General features: G+C 57.4%; 18 protein-coding genes. 13 read left to right on the forward strand and 5 right to left on the reverse strand.

The window, feature by feature from the left end; translation table 11 throughout:
* The first annotated feature begins 27 nt into the window (after positions 1-27).
* The gene (gene sbmA / locus DR88_RS20915) at positions 28-1,248 is read left to right on the forward strand and encodes a peptide antibiotic transporter SbmA (RefSeq protein WP_002890204.1); all 1,221 of its coding nucleotides are present in this window, start codon (positions 28-30) and stop codon (positions 1,246-1,248) included.
* An 18-nt stretch (positions 1,249-1,266) separates the two neighbouring features.
* Positions 1,267-2,373 (forward strand): DUF1615 domain-containing protein, encoded by a 1,107-nt coding sequence (locus DR88_RS20910; protein WP_002890207.1) that lies wholly within the window; start codon positions 1,267-1,269, stop codon positions 2,371-2,373.
* Here DR88_RS20910 and DR88_RS20905 read toward each other — a convergent pair.
* Positions 2,370-2,672, reverse strand: a complete 303-nt coding sequence (locus tag DR88_RS20905; protein ID WP_002890210.1) for a YaiY family protein — start codon at positions 2,670-2,672, stop codon at positions 2,370-2,372. The two genes, DR88_RS20910 and DR88_RS20905, sit on opposite strands and share 4 nt — an antisense overlap.
* Before the next feature lie 252 nt (positions 2,673-2,924).
* Between DR88_RS20905 and DR88_RS20900 the strand changes: the two genes are divergently transcribed.
* Positions 2,925-3,128, forward strand: coding sequence for a DUF2754 family protein (locus DR88_RS20900; RefSeq protein ID WP_002890215.1), 204 nt, complete (start codon positions 2,925-2,927; stop codon positions 3,126-3,128).
* A 32-nt stretch (positions 3,129-3,160) separates the two neighbouring features.
* On the opposite strand, the gene ddlA is transcribed toward DR88_RS20900, so the two are convergent.
* The gene (gene ddlA / locus DR88_RS20895; RefSeq protein WP_004151348.1) at positions 3,161-4,258 is read right to left on the reverse strand and encodes a D-alanine--D-alanine ligase; all 1,098 of its coding nucleotides are present in this window, start codon (positions 4,256-4,258) and stop codon (positions 3,161-3,163) included.
* A gap of 99 nt (positions 4,259-4,357) precedes the next feature.
* Between ddlA and DR88_RS20890 the strand changes: the two genes are divergently transcribed.
* The 5 genes from DR88_RS20890 (at position 4,358) to DR88_RS20870 (ending at position 8,899) form a co-directional block, all read left to right on the forward strand.
* Positions 4,358-5,041, forward strand: coding sequence for an extensin-like domain-containing protein (locus DR88_RS20890; protein ID WP_004151347.1), 684 nt, complete (start codon positions 4,358-4,360; stop codon positions 5,039-5,041).
* 169 nt (positions 5,042-5,210) lie between these two features.
* Positions 5,211-6,410 carry a multidrug efflux MFS transporter gene (locus tag DR88_RS20885; RefSeq protein ID WP_002890219.1) on the forward strand — a complete coding sequence of 400 codons (1,200 nt, stop codon included), beginning with the start codon at positions 5,211-5,213 and terminating at the stop codon, positions 6,408-6,410.
* A gap of 299 nt (positions 6,411-6,709) precedes the next feature.
* Positions 6,710-6,970, forward strand: coding sequence for an anti-adapter protein IraP (gene iraP, locus DR88_RS20880; RefSeq protein ID WP_002890221.1), 261 nt, complete (start codon positions 6,710-6,712; stop codon positions 6,968-6,970).
* An 89-nt stretch (positions 6,971-7,059) separates the two neighbouring features.
* Positions 7,060-8,490, forward strand: a complete 1,431-nt coding sequence (phoA, locus tag DR88_RS20875) for an alkaline phosphatase (protein ID WP_004147286.1) — start codon at positions 7,060-7,062, stop codon at positions 8,488-8,490.
* Between the two features lie 91 nt (positions 8,491-8,581).
* On the forward strand, positions 8,582-8,899 hold the full coding sequence (locus DR88_RS20870; protein WP_002890225.1) for a PsiF family protein: 318 nt from the start codon (positions 8,582-8,584) through the stop codon (positions 8,897-8,899).
* Between the two features lie 67 nt (positions 8,900-8,966).
* Here the strand turns inward: DR88_RS20870 and proC are convergent, their stop codons facing one another.
* Positions 8,967-9,776 (reverse strand): pyrroline-5-carboxylate reductase, encoded by an 810-nt coding sequence (gene proC / locus DR88_RS20865; protein ID WP_023341086.1) that lies wholly within the window; start codon positions 9,774-9,776, stop codon positions 8,967-8,969.
* A 116-nt stretch (positions 9,777-9,892) separates the two neighbouring features.
* On the opposite strand from proC, the gene DR88_RS20860 reads away from it, so the two are divergent.
* A complete protein-coding gene (locus DR88_RS20860) occupies positions 9,893-10,351 on the forward strand; it encodes a YaiI/YqxD family protein (protein ID WP_002890230.1) in 459 nt (152 codons plus the stop codon).
* Here DR88_RS20860 and DR88_RS20855 read toward each other — a convergent pair.
* The gene (locus DR88_RS20855; RefSeq protein ID WP_002890273.1) at positions 10,348-11,058 is read right to left on the reverse strand and encodes a DUF2076 domain-containing protein; all 711 of its coding nucleotides are present in this window, start codon (positions 11,056-11,058) and stop codon (positions 10,348-10,350) included. The two genes, DR88_RS20860 and DR88_RS20855, sit on opposite strands and share 4 nt — an antisense overlap.
* A gap of 328 nt (positions 11,059-11,386) precedes the next feature.
* Between DR88_RS20855 and aroL the strand changes: the two genes are divergently transcribed.
* The 4 genes from aroL to ppnP all read left to right on the forward strand — a co-directional run bounded on the left by aroL (position 11,387) and on the right by ppnP (position 13,476).
* Complete coding sequence (gene aroL, locus DR88_RS20850) at positions 11,387-11,920, forward strand: shikimate kinase AroL (RefSeq protein WP_002890276.1); 534 nt, start codon at positions 11,387-11,389, stop codon at positions 11,918-11,920.
* 71 nt (positions 11,921-11,991) lie between these two features.
* Positions 11,992-12,183 (forward strand): YaiA family protein, encoded by a 192-nt coding sequence (locus DR88_RS20845; RefSeq protein ID WP_002890278.1) that lies wholly within the window; start codon positions 11,992-11,994, stop codon positions 12,181-12,183.
* 250 nt (positions 12,184-12,433) lie between these two features.
* On the forward strand, positions 12,434-13,114 hold the full coding sequence (locus DR88_RS20840) for an AroM family protein (protein ID WP_004144619.1): 681 nt from the start codon (positions 12,434-12,436) through the stop codon (positions 13,112-13,114).
* A gap of 77 nt (positions 13,115-13,191) precedes the next feature.
* On the forward strand, positions 13,192-13,476 hold the full coding sequence (gene ppnP / locus DR88_RS20835; RefSeq protein ID WP_002890284.1) for a pyrimidine/purine nucleoside phosphorylase: 285 nt from the start codon (positions 13,192-13,194) through the stop codon (positions 13,474-13,476).
* A 71-nt stretch (positions 13,477-13,547) separates the two neighbouring features.
* Here the strand turns inward: ppnP and rdgC are convergent, their stop codons facing one another.
* Positions 13,548-14,459: a recombination-associated protein RdgC gene (rdgC, locus tag DR88_RS20830; protein WP_002890285.1), complete on the reverse strand. Its 912-nt coding sequence runs from the start codon at positions 14,457-14,459 to the stop codon at positions 13,548-13,550.
* Positions 14,460-14,474 lie beyond the last annotated feature (15 nt).

A 14,474-nucleotide genomic window follows, 5' to 3' on the forward strand; every position in this document is an offset into this window, starting at 1 on the left:
ACGATAAGAAGTTAGCAGGAGACAATGATGTTTAAATCTTTTTTCCCCAAACCGGGGCCGTTTTTTATTTCTGCCTTTATCTGGTCGCTGCTGGCCGTGATCTTTTGGCAGGCGGGCGGCGGCGACTGGCTGCTGCGGGTCACCGGGGCATCGCAAAATGTGGCGATCAGCGCGGCGCGCTTCTGGTCGCTCAACTATCTGGTGTTCTACGCTTACTATCTGTTTTGCGTCGGCGTGTTTGCGCTGTTCTGGTTTGTCTACTGCCCGCACCGCTGGCAGTACTGGTCGATTCTCGGCACCTCGCTCATCATCTTCGTCACCTGGTTTCTGGTGGAAGTCGGGGTGGCGATCAACGCCTGGTATGCGCCGTTCTACGACCTGATCCAGAGCGCGCTGGCCACCCCGCATAAGGTCAGCATCAATCAGTTTTATCAGGAAATCGGCGTCTTTCTCGGCATCGCGATCATCGCGGTGATTATTGGCGTGATGAACAACTTCTTCGTCAGCCACTACGTCTTCCGCTGGCGCACGGCGATGAACGAGCACTATATGGCCCACTGGCAGCATCTGCGCCATATCGAAGGTGCCGCGCAGCGTGTGCAGGAAGATACCATGCGTTTTGCTTCCACCCTCGAAGATATGGGCGTGAGCTTTATCAACGCGGTGATGACCCTGATCGCCTTCCTGCCGGTGCTGGTGACGCTCTCCGAACATGTTCCCGACCTGCCTATCGTCGGCCATCTGCCGTATGGCCTGGTGATTGCCGCTATCGTCTGGTCGCTGATGGGGACCGGCCTGCTGGCGGTGGTGGGGATTAAGCTGCCGGGCCTGGAGTTTAAAAACCAGCGCGTGGAAGCGGCCTATCGTAAAGAGCTGGTTTACGGCGAGGACGATGAAACTCGCGCCACGCCGCCGACAGTGCGCGAGCTATTCCGCGCGGTGCGTCGCAACTATTTCCGTCTCTATTTCCACTATATGTATTTCAATATCGCCCGCATCCTCTATCTGCAGGTGGATAACGTTTTCGGCCTTTTCCTGCTGTTTCCGTCGATCGTTGCCGGTACGATTACCCTCGGGCTGATGACGCAAATTACCAACGTCTTCGGCCAGGTGCGCGGCTCGTTCCAGTACCTGATCAGCTCGTGGACAACGCTGGTGGAACTGATGTCCATCTACAAACGTCTGCGCAGTTTTGAACGCGAGCTGGACGGCAAACCGCTGCAGGAAGCGATCCCGACATTACGTTAATCAAGACAAGGAAGCATAATGGCCGCACGTTTATCGCGCATTATTCCCGTTTCATTGACGCTGCTGGCGGCCATGGCGCTGAGCGCCTGTACCAGCCAGCAGGCTCCGGCGCTGAAAGAGGGCGAGAAGCCTGTTGACGTGGCGTCGGTGGTGCGGCAGAAAATGCCGGCCAGCGTCAAGGATCGGGAGGCCTGGGCGCAAGCCATCGCCACCGCGTTTGACAGCCAGAAGCTGGCGCCGACGGAAGAAAACGTCTGCTCGGTGCTGGCGGTCGCGCAGCAAGAGTCTAACTATCAGTCCGATCCGGTGGTGCCGGGGCTGAATAAAATCGCCTGGCAAGAAATTGACCGCCGGGCGGAAAAAATGCACATTCCGCCGTTTCTGGTCCATACCGCGCTGAAGATCACCTCGCCAAACGGTAAAAGCTATAGCGACCGTCTGGACAATGTGAAGACGGAAAAGCAGTTGAGCGCCATTTTTGATGACTTTATCGGGATGGTGCCGATGGGGCAGAAGCTGTTCGGTTCCCTTAACCCGGTGCACACCGGGGGGCCGATGCAGGTCAGCATTGCTTTTGCCGAGCAGCACACCTCCGGCTACCCGTGGAAAATGAACGGCACGGTGCGCCAGGAGGTCTTCAGTCTGCGCGGTGGCCTGTGGTTTGGCACCTATCATCTGCTGAACTATCCGGCCAGTTATAGTGCGCCATTGTACCGCTTTGCCGACTTCAACGCCGGCTGGTACGCCAGCCGTAACGCCGCCTTCCAGAACGCGGTGGTGAAAGCCAGCGGGGTAAAACTGGCGCTCGACGGCGACCTTATCCGCTACGACAGCGAGGAGCCGGGCAGCACCGAGCTGGCGGTGCGTCGCCTGGCGAGCCAGCTGGGGATGAGCGACAGCGAGATCCATCGTCAGTTGAAAAAGGGCGACAGCCTGGCGTTTGAGAAGACCGATCTCTATCAGCAGGTTTTCCGTCTCGCCGAGAAAAAGACGGGCAAAACCCTGCCGCGGGAGATGTTGCCAGGGATCCAGCTGGAGAGTCCAAAAATCACCCGAAATCTGACGACGGCGTGGTTTGCGAAACGGGTTGATGAGCGGCGGGCAAACTGTATGGCGCGGCGTTAACGGCGCTGACGCCAGCGCACGATAAGCGCCAGTACCCCGATGAACGTGCAGCCGATCAGGAAAGGGATCAGACCAAAGAGGGTACCCACGGCGAGGCTGATGTCGACTTGCGGACGGCTGGCGTCCTGGGCTTGCATCAGGCGTTCAAATACCCCCGGGGCGTGGATCAGCATGCTGAGCATCTGCGCGCCGGCCCAGCAGCAGATCAACACGAACAGCCCGTAGGCGACATGGCTGCCGGTCAGCGCGCCCCTTTTTTTATTTCCCAAAAGCGATTTTGAAAAACTGAATTCAGCCATAGGCCCTCCCACATCTGCGCTGCTGGTTTTTTCTCCAGCTCTATGTCAGGTATTCTGGCAGTCAGGGGCCATCATCAGTATCAGATTGCTGGTAATTGCCGTCCAGGAATAATCCTGTTTTCGCCGTTGTGTTAACCGCGCCACAGGAGCACAAAAGGGAGAGCGGCGTCGCAATCCAGCAACATTCTCCATATCGCTACAGACCGCCGCGGGCGGCTATGCGAAGATGCGTTTTTTGCTGTTGGAGGCCGCATGAAGCTCACTGATAAAATTCGCCGCGATTGGCACTACTACGCCGTGGCGCTGGGGTTGATTTTTATTCTTAATGGCGTGGTGGGGCTGCTGGGGTTTGAAACACAGGGGTGGCAATCCTACGCCGTCGGTCTGATCACCTGGGTCATTAGCTTCTGGATTGCGGGCTTTGTGATCCGCCGCCGCCCGGCAGAAGAGGCCTGAGGCCGCCGCTGCCAGGCGGGGTAAAACGCGTTTTAGTTCATGGAGGTTTTCAGCGCCCGGTCCGCGGCATGGCGCTCCAGCGCCAGCTCAATCAGGCGGGTGATCAGGCTGGTGTAGTCGAGACCGCTGGCCTGCCACAGCTTCGGATACATGCTGATGTTGGTAAAGCCCGGCAGGGTGTTGATCTCGTTGATCACCACCTCGTTGTCGGCGGTGAGGAACACGTCGACACGAGCCATGCCGCTGCAGCCCAGGGTCTGGTAGGCCTGCACCGCGATAGCGCGAATTTTGTCGTTGATCTCAGGGGCGATAGCGGCCGGGACTACCACCTGCGCGCCCTGATCGTCGATATACTTGGTGTCGTAGGCGTAAAACTCGCTGTTGAGGACGATTTCACCGCAGGTGCTGGCCTGCGGGTGGTCGTTACCCAGCACCGCACACTCAATTTCCCGCCCTTTAATGCCTTGCTCCACCACCACTTTATGGTCAAATTCGAAGGCCAGGGCCACCGCCTGATGGTACTGCTCTTCGTTTTTAACTTTGCTGACGCCAACCGACGAGCCCTGATTAGCCGGCTTAACGAACAGCGGCAGGCCAAGCTTCGCTTCGACATCGGCAAAGCTGAACTGCGCGCGGTTGGCGCGGGTGAGTGTGATAAACGGGGCGACGGCGAGCCCGGCGTCGCGCAGCAGACGTTTGGTCACGTCTTTGTCCATACAGGCCGCAGAGCCCAGCACATCGGAGCCGACGAACGGCAGATTCGCCATGCGCAGCATCCCCTGCAGGGAGCCATCTTCACCCAGCGTGCCGTGGACGATCGGGAAAATCACATCGATGGCCGCCAGCGGTTGGCCGCTTTCGGCGTTAATCAGCTGCTGCGCTTCGCGGCCCGGGATCTGCGCCAGAGTCACCGTGGAAGGGCGCAGGGCAATGCGGGCAGGATCCTGTGCGTTGAGCAGGTAGTTGCCGGCGTCGTTGATATGCCACAGCCCCTGTTTATCAATACCCAACAGAACCACATCGAAGCGCGATTTATCAATCGCTTCCACGATATTCTTCGCTGACTGCAGCGACACTTCATGCTCCGCCGACTTGCCACCAAAAACGATCCCAACCCTCATCTTTGCCATTTCAACTTCCATCCAGATAACATCAAAGGGCATAACATACCATGTGAAACCGCTGCCTGGCTGCCATAATATTTACCTGATCAATTGACGGGAGTGGGCGTGAGAGGAAAGACGCTGCTGGTGCTGGCCGGGCTGCTCGGCGCGGGCCTGTTGGGATACCGCAATCTGCCGCCGCACCTGAATCCGCTGGCGCCGCTGGCGCTGGACGATCCCCCGGGCTGGCTGACGTCGTTTAAGCTGCGCAGGCTGACGGCAGACCAGTGCGCCTCCCTGTTGGCGGAAGCCAATCGCCGGCGGCTTATCGCCAGCCGGCCGGTGGCCGACAGCGAGGGAAGCTGCCCTCTGCGTAACGTGGTGCGGGTGGCGAATTTTGGCTCGGTGCAGCTGAGCAGTAGTTTTCTCGCCAGCTGCCCGCTGGCGCTGAGCAGTGCGCTGTACATCGAGCAGCAGGCGAAGCCGCTGACCCGGCAGCTGATGGCGAGCGATCTGCGTCAGATCGATCATCTCGGCAGCTTTGCCTGCCGCAATATTTACCATCGTCAACAGGCGCGGCGCAGTGAACACGCCACGGCGGACGCGCTGGACGTCAGCGGTTTCCGTCTGGCGGACGGTAGACGCGTTAGCGTCCTGCAGGGCTGGCGGAGCGAGACTTCGCGCCCCTGGCTGGCGGCGCTGTTGAGCAGCAGTTGCCATTACTTCGGTAACGCGCTGGGGCCAGAGTACAACGCGGCTCACGCCAACCATTTTCATTTCGGCATGCGCGGGCAGGGCTTCTGCTTTTGAGCATAAAGCGCTATGAGCAGCCTAAATGACCAGAAAATGCTTCGTCAGGCTCTCATCCGCAGCCATAAAACACCAAACTCACCGCCAGCGCATCTATGGTAGTACACCAGTGGGATGAAATTGCTAAGCTAGATAATAATTGGCAAATCATTAATGAATACGCGTAGTTATGGAATCCTGGAAGGTTAATCTCATCTCCGTCTGGTTTGGTTGCTTTTTTACCGGCCTGGCGATTAGTCAAATTCTCCCCTTTTTACCCCTCTACGTCTCCCAGCTCGGCGTCACCTCGCATGAAGCGCTATCGATGTGGTCGGGGCTGACCTTCAGCGTCACTTTTCTTGTCTCGGCGATCGTCTCGCCAATGTGGGGAAGCCTGGCGGACCGTAAAGGCCGCAAGCTCATGCTGCTGCGCGCCTCGTTGGGGATGGCGATTGCCATTTTACTGCAGGCTTTCGCCACCAACGTCTGGCAGCTGTTTATCCTGCGGGCGATCATGGGCTTAACCTCCGGTTATATTCCCAACGCCATGGCGCTGGTGGCCTCCCAGGTGCCGCGCGAGCGCAGCGGCTGGGCGCTAAGCACGCTGTCGACGGCGCAAATTAGCGGGGTGATCGGCGGTCCGCTGCTGGGCGGTTTCCTGGCGGACCACGTCGGGCTGCGGATGGTCTTTTTTATTACGGCGATCCTGCTGACCATCAGTTTTCTGGTGACCCTGTTTCTGATTAAAGAGGGCGTTCGCCCGCAGGTCAGCAAAAGCGAGCGTCTCACCGGGAAACAAGTCTTTGCCTCTTTGCCCTATCCGGGGCTGGTGATCAGCCTGTTCTTCACCACCCTGGTGATCCAATTGTGCAACGGCTCAATCGGCCCGATTCTGGCGCTGTTTATTAAGTCGATGGCGCCGGACAGCAACAATATCGCTTTTCTGGCCGGGATGATCGCCGCGGTGCCCGGCGTGTCGGCACTGATTTCTGCGCCACGGTTGGGTAAGCTTGGCGACCGCATCGGCACCTCGCGGATCCTGCTGGCGACGCTCTGCTGCGCGGTGGTGATGTTCTTCGCCATGTCCTTTGTCACCACCCCGCTGCAATTGGGTACGCTGCGTTTTCTGCTCGGCTTTGCCGATGGCGCGATGCTCCCGGCGGTGCAGACCTTATTGCTGAAGTACAGCAGCGACAGCGTCACCGGGCGTATCTTTGGCTATAACCAGTCGTTTATGTATCTGGGCAACGTCGCCGGGCCGCTAATTGGCGCCTCTGTGTCAGCCATGGCCGGCTTCCGCTGGGTGTTTATTGCCACCGCCATTATCGTTTTCATTAACCTCTGGCAGCTGGCGTGGATGCTGCGCCAAACCCGCCGGGCTAACGCCTGAACCTCTGCTGACGGTATTTATTGCGATACCGTCAGCATTATTCGCCGTCAGCGGATTTACTATTACTTTTTGTTATCGTCATGGCGTGAACGCTATTCCATTTTATTATTTTCCAGGCAATCTGGTTATAAGTAACCCCGGTCATGATTAAACAATACTATTTATAGTGGTATTTTATTGTGGTAAAACGTTTCGCTGTATATTGGGTGTTGCGATGATTCTTAATTTAAGTAATTCTGAGGTCCGTCATCGCGTATGACATCCCAATCAAAACAGGCCTCGCATAAGGAACTGGTGCTATGAAGAATCTCATTGCTGAGTTACTGGTTAAACTGGCGCAAAAGGAAGAAGAAGCAAAGGAACTGACGGTGCAGGTTGAAGCGCTGGAGATCGTGGTCACCGCATTATTGCGCCATATGGAGCATGATGCCCAGCAGGCATTGATTCAGGATATTGAACAGGCGATTGACCAGGTGACCCCCTGTCCGCCGGTCAACGACCATGATGCGATGCTGTTGCAGCAATATCTAAAGAAGCTGTTGCGGCATCCTCGTAGCTAGTCTTTGTGACACGACAAGGATGCCGTCATTTTTCTGTCATCTCCCTTTTATAAAGTCTCCCTCGTTTTGTTTTTTTAAGTATTTTTTACATGGAGATGACAAAAGTGAAATTAAGCGCCCTGTTTATTGCCCTGATTCCTCTACTGGGCTCGCCGGTTATTCATGCAGAAACTACTGCTGCGCCGGTTCTGGAAAATCGCGCTGCGCAGGGAGATATCACCACTCCTGGCGGCGCGCGTCGTTTAACAGGCGATCAAACCGAAGCGCTGCGCGCCTCGTTAATCAATAAGCCAGCTAAAAACGTTATTCTGCTGATTGGCGATGGCATGGGTGATTCGGAAATTACCGCTGCGCGAAACTATGCCGAGGGGGCGGGCGGTTTCTTTAAAGGAATTGATGCTCTGCCGTTAACCGGGCAGTACACGCATTATTCGCTGGATAAAAAAACCGGGAAACCGGACTACGTGACCGACTCGGCGGCCTCCGCCACCGCCTGGACCACCGGCGTGAAGACTTATAACGGCGCGCTGGGCGTCGATATTCATGAGAATGCGCATCAGACCATCCTCGAGCTGGCGAAAGCGGCGGGGCTGGCCACCGGCAACGTTTCCACCGCCGAGCTGCAGGACGCCACCCCCGCGGCGTTGGTAGCGCATGTGACATCGCGTAAATGCTACGGCCCGACGGTCACCAGCGAAAAATGCCCCAGCAATGCGCTGGAAAAAGGGGGCAAAGGCTCCATTACCGAACAGCTGCTGAACGCCCGACCGGATGTCACCCTGGGCGGCGGCGCGAAGACCTTTACCGAAACGGCGACGGCGGGCGAGTGGCAGGGCAAAACCCTGCGCGAGCAGGCGCAAGCGCGCGGCTACCAGATTGTGACCGACGCGGCTTCTCTTGCCGCCGCGACGGAAGCCAGTCAGGATAAACCGCTGCTGGGACTCTTTGCCGATGGCAATATGCCGGTACGCTGGGAAGGGCCGAAGGCGTCTTATCACGGCAATATCGATAAGCCGCCGGTGACCTGTACGCCAAACCCGAAGCGTGACGCCTCGGTGCCGACGCTGGCGCAGATGACCGAGAAAGCGATTGACCTGCTGAGTCGCAACGAGAAAGGTTTCTTCCTGCAAGTCGAAGGCGCGTCCATCGATAAGCAGGACCATGCGGCCAATCCGTGCGGCCAGATCGGCGAAACGGTTGATCTTGACGAAGCGGTGCAGAAGGCGCTGGAATTCGCGCGAAAAGACGGTAATACCCTGGTGATCGTCACCGCCGACCATGCGCATGCCAGCCAGATCATCCCGGCGGATAGCAAAGCCCCGGGGCTGACCCAGGCTCTGAACACGCACGATGGCGCGGTGATGGTGATGAGCTACGGCAACTCTGAGGAAGAGTCGATGGAGCACACCGGCACCCAACTGCGCATTGCGGCCTACGGTCCGCATGCGGCTAACGTCGTTGGCCTGACCGATCAGACCGACCTGTTCACGACCATGAAAGCTGCCCTGAGTCTCAAATAAGTCGCTGCCGGTGGCGAAATTGCGTCACCGGCTGGTTTTTTTTCTATCTGCGTCCAGACTTACAACGTTCCACTCACAGAAGGATGGTGCGATGAAAATAACTTTATTGATGACCCTACTGTTTGGCTTGATCTTTATCAGCGCGGTTGGCGCGGCAGAAAAAACGCCCACTCCTCAGCAGCAAAGGATGACGGACTGCAATCAGCAAGCGTCAGCCAAAATGCTGAAAGGTGAGGAGCGCAAAACCTTTATGAGCCAGTGTCTGAAAAAAGAGACCACGACCTCGCAGGGAAAGGCGCTCACCCCTCAGCAGCAGAAAATGAGCGACTGCAGCAAAGCGGCCACGGCGAAATCACTGAAGGGCGATGAACGCAGTACCTTCATGAGTAGCTGCCTGAAGAAAGCCTGAAAAAAAGGGAGCGCTCGCGCTCCCTTGTTCTTTAACCTCTCAGGGCTTGAAGCCCGCCAGCTCAGCTTCAGGAGCGGCTCAGTTTCTCTGATTTTTCCATACACTGGGTGATGGCTTCGATTACCGCCGAGCGGAACCCTTTCTCTTCCAGCACGCGCACGGCTTCGATAGTGGTCCCGCCAGGGGAACAGACCATATCTTTTAGCGCCCCTGGGTGTTCTCCGCTCTCCAGCACCATTTTGGCGGAGCCCATCACCGCCTGGGCGGCGAATTTATAGGCCTGAGCGCGCGGCATTCCGCCGAGGACGGCGGCATCAGCCATCGCTTCGATAAACATAAAGACATAGGCCGGCGCCGAACCGCTTACCCCCACCACCGGATGGATCATCGGCTCGGCAATTTGCTCCGCCTGGCCAAAGCAACGGAAAATAGTCAGCACTTCGGCAACATCTTCGCTGCTCACCAGGGCGTTAGGCGTGACGGAGGTCATACCGGCGTTAACCAGCGACGGCGTATTCGGCATCGCGCGAATGATTTTGCGATCGTGGCCAAGGGCGCGCGCCAGCTGCTCAAGCGTAACGCCGGCGGCGATAGAGACCACCAGCGACTCTTTATTCAGGCTGGAGGCGATATCGCCCAGCACTTTGGTCATGATCCCTGGTTTAACCGCGCCGAAGACGATATCGGCAATCTGCGCCACTTCCTGGGCGCTGCCGGCGGCGTTGATGCCATACTGGTCGCGCAGAGCTGCAACCTTGTCCGGCGACGGGGTGTAGACCCAGATTTGTCCCGGCTGTACCTGACCGCTGGCGATCAGCCCGCCCAGAATGGCCTTACCCATATTGCCGCAGCCGATAAAGCCAATTTTCTTATCCATCACCATTCCCCTCTGCTTTTTTCGTTACGATCTGATTAGCTTACCATCCTGGCGCTTTCCTGGGGGAGAAAAGCAGGTAACATTGGCGTCACTTATTGCAGGTAACAGGAGCTGGCATGGCCATTTGGGTGGATGCGGACGCGTGTCCGAACGTGATTAAAGAGATTTTGTTCCGCGCGGCAGAGCGGACCCAGACTCCGCTGACGCTGGTGGCGAACCAGCCGCTGCGCGTGCCGCCGTCGCGTTTCATCCGCACCCTGCGGGTTGAGCAGGGTTTTGACGTGGCGGATAACGAAATCGTTCGCCAGTGCGCGGCGGGAGATTTAGTGATCACCGCCGACATCCCGCTGGCGGCGGAGGTGCTGGCGAAGGGCGGGGCGGCGCTGAATCCGCGCGGGGAACGTTACAGCGAGGCGACGATCCGCGAGCGGCTGACGATGCGGGATTTTATGGAGACATTACGGGCCAGCGGCGTTCAGACCGGCGGCCCGGATAGTTTATCGCAGCGCGATCGGCAACAGTTTGCCGCCGAGCTGGAGAAGTGGTTGCTGGCGGTTAAGCGTCGCCAGGGTTAAACCCAGCTATCGTCATCGCTGCCAAAATCATCGTCGCCAAAGCCGGCGTCGAAGTCGTCGTTCCAGGTATTGTCGGCAAGGAACTGATCGTCTCCCTGGCGGAACGGATCGTCACCTGCGGTGGTGTCCTGCGCGATGCTGTCCTGCGCGGAGGCGGCATCAGGCTGCGGCTTCTCTTCGATGATATTGACTATCTCCTGCGGGTGCGAGCCGCTGAACATATTGGTCAGCATATTGCCCAGCACCACGCCGCCTGCCACGCCAGCGGCCGTTTGCAGCGCGCCCGCCATAAAGCCGCCGCCGCGTGCGGCAGCCTGCGGGGCATAGTTCTGCTGCGGTGGTGGCGTATACTGCGGCTGAGCGCTGGCCTGCGGGCGACCATATTGCTCCGCGCCCGGGATAGGGTCAGAACCGCGTGACGAGCCGCCACCGCCAAACAGGCCGGAGAGGAAGCCGCCGCTGCTGGGCTTTGCCGCCTGCAGTTGGCTGACCTGACTCTCCAGCGCCTGGATGCGATCGTTAAGCTGTTTAATCGCGGCTTCCTGGATAAGAATGGTTTGCGCCATATAGTAGGGGGCCGCCGGCTGCGCGCTCACGTGTTGGGCAATCCGCTCCTCGGCGCTGGCATCGCGCGATGCGCTGTGCGCCTCAGCCTCTTTCAGCCGGGAAAACAGTCCATCAATAAGGCGTTGTTCTTCAGATTGCATGTTACATTCCTCTGTCACACTGTCGAATAGGCATCAGGGTGCTTCTGAAACATGATGTTGTAAATATGTTGCTTCGTAAAGCTATGCATAAATGTGTTACCGTTTACGCCAGCGGTGGATAAAAAATAACGCCAAGCGGAAAGTAAAGCTGGTTAAACACTAAATGCAATGATAAGTTTACATTAATAGCCCCTCTTCTCACCGTGGTAATGGGGTGTAAAGAAGTTGTGTAATTTTTTCTTTACGTATGCATTGCGGGACAGACAGCGATAATACGTGCTTTCGTTTTCATTTTTTTGCGACAGACGGAACCAGGGGGTCTTCGGTTATGACACAGCCTATCTTTCTTATTGGGCCACGCGGCTGCGGTAAAACCACCGTCGGCCATGCGCTGGCGCGAGCGCGGCATTTTCAGTTCTCCGATACCGATCATCGGCTACAGGCCCATGAGCAGCGGACGGTGGCTGAGATCGTGCAGGCGGAAGGGTGGGCGCGTTTTCGCGAACTGGAGACCCTGTCGCTGAAGGCCGTGACCCTGCCGAATACGGTAATCGCCACCGGCGGCGGCATTGTGCTGGCGGAAGGTAACCGTCAGTTTATGCGGGAGAATGGCGTGGTGATTTATCTGCAGGCCTCGGTGTCGGCGCTGATTGACCGTCTGGAAGCCTACCCGAAAGCCGAACAGCGGCCGACGCTGACCGGAAAACCGGTGCGCGAGGAAGTGGGCGAGGTGCTGGCGCAGCGCGAAGCGTTATACCGGGACGCTGCCCACCATATTGTGGATGCCACGGCCTCGCCGGATCGGGTGGTGGAGCAGATTATGTCCATGCTATGCAGCGCGACGGCAACCCCGGTAAGTTAAGAATTTACTTACATTAAGGCGGCGAGGGGCGCCTATACTTAATAGTTCTGCTACCAGAAGAAGGAAGAACTATGCCAAACAGGCCCCCATATCCGAGAGAAGCGCGCGTGGTTGCGGTAGAGAAAGGTCCTCAGGGCCAGACGGTGACCTGGTATCAGCTCCGTGCGGATTATCCTGAGCCTGATTCGCTTATCAGCGAACATCCTACCGAGCAGGAAGCCGTGGATGCCAAACGGCGTTATGAAGATCCTGACAAGTCGTAACCCCCTGAGCCCGAATTGCCCGCCATGCTGGCAATATCGGGCGTATCTCACATTTTTTATTTATCAGTCGTACTAATGAATATCTAACACACGGATTTTTCAGGCACGGCGCCGCCGCCCGGCAATCTTTACATTCAACCGCAGCGTGGAGCTGCTACGCTTCTCGACGGTTGATTTTTACTCACCAGGGGGGCGGATGCTGTGTGTGGAAAGCCTGTGTTGAAGCAGTGGTTGTGAAAAGGTACATGATATGAGTAGTGCAACGATGGCAATTTTGACCATCGGCGTTGTGCCGCTGGCGGGAGTATTGCCGCTCCTGACCGAACATATCAGGGAAGAACAGATCGCCCACATCAGCCTGCTGGGCGAGATGACGCCTGACGAGGTAATGGCCGAGTACGCCGTAGGTGACGGCGAGAAAGGACTCCTGACCTTGCTCAGTAATAACCAGTTGGTGATGGTGTCGCGACAGAAAATTGAACGCGATGTCCGCAGCGCGATCGCGATGCTGGATCGACAACATTATGATGTGATCCTGCTGCTCAGTTCCGAACAGCTGACCGGTTTTACCACCCACCACGCGATCCTCCTCGAGCCGCAGCGGATCATCCCGCCGCTGGTGGCATCGATCGTCGATGGGCACCAGGTAGGGGTGATCGTGCCGGTGGAAGAGATCATGCCCATGCAGCGGCAAAAGTGGCTCTCGCTGGAAAAGTCGCCATACTACGCGCTGGCCAATCCGTTTACCGGCAGCGACAGCGAGCTATTAACCGCCGGCAAAACGCTGCTGGAGCAGGGCGCCGACGTGCTGGTCCTCGACTGTCTCGGTTACTATCAGCATCATCGCGATGTGTTACAAAAAGCCCTCGATGTTCCGGTTTTGCTGTCGAATGTGCTGGTTTCCCGACTGGCGGCAGAACTATTGGTCTAATGTGTTAATTTCGCGTGACAGGGGCAAGGAGCGCCCCCTATATTGAGCCTTTAACCGACGATCAGAAGGGCTTGTTTATGCTTCAAAGCAATGAATACTTTGACGGAAAAGTGAAATCCATTGGCTTCACCAGCAGCAGTACCGGTCGCGCCAGCGTTGGCGTGATGGCGGAAGGGGAATACACCTTTGGTACGGCGCAGCCGGAAGAGATGACGGTAGTCAGCGGGGCGCTGAATGTCCTGCTGCCGGGTGAGACTGAGTGGAAAGTTTACGCTGCCGGCGAAGTTTTCAATGTGCCAGGCAACAGTGAATTTCATCTACAGGTGGCTGAGCCAACCTCTTATCTGTGCCGCTATCTGTAAGCCAGCGTGACGCCCGGCGCCTGCCGCCGGGTTGTTTTTTCCTTCCTGCCCGGCAGGAAGGAAAGCGGCGCTTAGCGCTGCGCTTCGCCGCCGAGCCCTTCCACCAGGCTTTGGATCAGGGCAGCCAGCTCGCCGGTCATTAAGATAAAGTCGGCGTCAAAGCGCTGGGCGAAATCTTCCCGATCGATATCTTCGTTTTGGTCGCGCAGTTCATCGCAGAACTTGAGGCGCTTAATTGACGCGTCGTCGCAGATCACAAACTGAATACGCTGCTGCCAGTCCAGCGCCAGCTTGGTGACGACCTTCCCGGCCTCAATGTGTACAGCGATTTCGTCGCTAACCAGATCCTGCTTCTTGGCGCGGATCACGCCGCCATCTTCCAGCATCGCTTTCAGCTCGGCTTCGTCCAGCAGCTGGAAGCCCTGCGCCACGGTGCCGGAGCGGACCCACTCGGTCAGCGTTAGCTCAATCGGATTCTCCAGGGTCAGCGGCACCACCGGCAGCGAGCCGAGGGTTTTACGCAGCAGGGCCAGAGTATCTTCCGCTTTCTTCGCGCTGGCGCAGTCGACCATGATCAGGCCGTTGACGGTGTCGATCCACATCATTGTCTGGCTGAAGCGGCTGAAGGCGCGCGGCAGTAGCGAGTGCAGCACTTCATCTTTCAGGGAATCTTTCTCGGTCTTCTTCAGCTTGCGCCCCTGATCGGCTTCCAGCTTCTGGATCTTTGCCTCCAGCGCCTGCTTAATCACCGGCGACGGCAGGATCTTCTCTTCTTTACGCGCGCAGATAATGATCTGGCCGTTTGCCGTATGCGTCAGCGCGTCGCTGTGCGATCCCATCGGCGACACCCAACCGGTTTTCGCCATATCCTGGCTGCCACAAGGGGTAAATGTCAGCTCGGCCAGCTGTTTTTCCATCTCCTCGGCGCGCAATTCGATATCGCGGCTGAGACGGTAAACCATTAAATTTTTGAACCACAGCATGATAATTTCCACGGC

Origin of the sequence: Klebsiella pneumoniae, assembly GCF_000742135.1 — a bacterium.
GTDB lineage: Bacteria > Pseudomonadota > Gammaproteobacteria > Enterobacterales > Enterobacteriaceae > Klebsiella > Klebsiella pneumoniae.